Here is a 498-nt window from a genome sequence, read left to right as displayed (position 1 = left end):
CCCTTCAGCCGGACTTGGGTAATCCTCCGTAAAAGAGTCACTATGGACCTTGTAGGACTCGAACCTACGACCGGACGGTTATGAGCCGTCTGCTCTAACCAACTGAGCTAAAGGTCCTGGCTCGAATAAAATCGCGGCGGAGGGGATCGAACCCCCGACCTCCCGGGTATGAACCGGACGCTCTAGCCAGCTGAGCTACACCGCGTTATTAATAAAAATGGAGCCTAGCGGGATCGAACCGCTGACCTCCTGCGTGCAAAGCAGGCGCTCTCCCAGCTGAGCTAAGGCCCCATAATTTTATTTTTATCGGGAAGACAGGATTCGAACCTGCGACCCCTTGGTCCCAAACCAAGTGCTCTACCAAGCTGAGCTACTTCCCGAAATGCACCCGAGAGGACTCGAACCTCTAACCCCTTGATTCGTAGTCAAGTACTCTATCCAATTGAGCTACGGGTGCGTTATTTAGTTAATGCCGAGGACCGGAATCGAACCGGTACG

5 tRNA genes are annotated in these 498 nt (G+C 53.4%); all 5 read right to left on the bottom strand.

Features of this window, described 5'->3' with window-relative positions:
* Positions 1–43: 43 nt before the first annotated feature.
* Positions 44–117: transfer RNA gene (locus tag RV13_RS20560), tRNA-Ile, on the bottom strand.
* A 14-nt stretch (positions 118–131) separates the two neighbouring features.
* Positions 132–205: transfer RNA gene (locus RV13_RS20555), tRNA-Met, on the bottom strand.
* A gap of 13 nt (positions 206–218) precedes the next feature.
* Positions 219–291, bottom strand: a tRNA-Ala gene (locus tag RV13_RS20550).
* 15 nt (positions 292–306) lie between these two features.
* Positions 307–380 (bottom strand) — tRNA-Pro (locus RV13_RS20545).
* Positions 381–383: 3 nt separating this feature from the next.
* A tRNA-Arg gene (locus tag RV13_RS20540) sits at positions 384–457 on the bottom strand.
* Positions 458–498: the final 41 nt, after the last annotated feature.

Source organism: Enterococcus raffinosus (genome assembly GCF_001886185.1).
Lineage (GTDB): Bacteria > Bacillota > Bacilli > Lactobacillales > Enterococcaceae > Enterococcus_A > Enterococcus_A raffinosus.
This window is presented reverse-complemented; position numbering and strand designations above follow the sequence as displayed.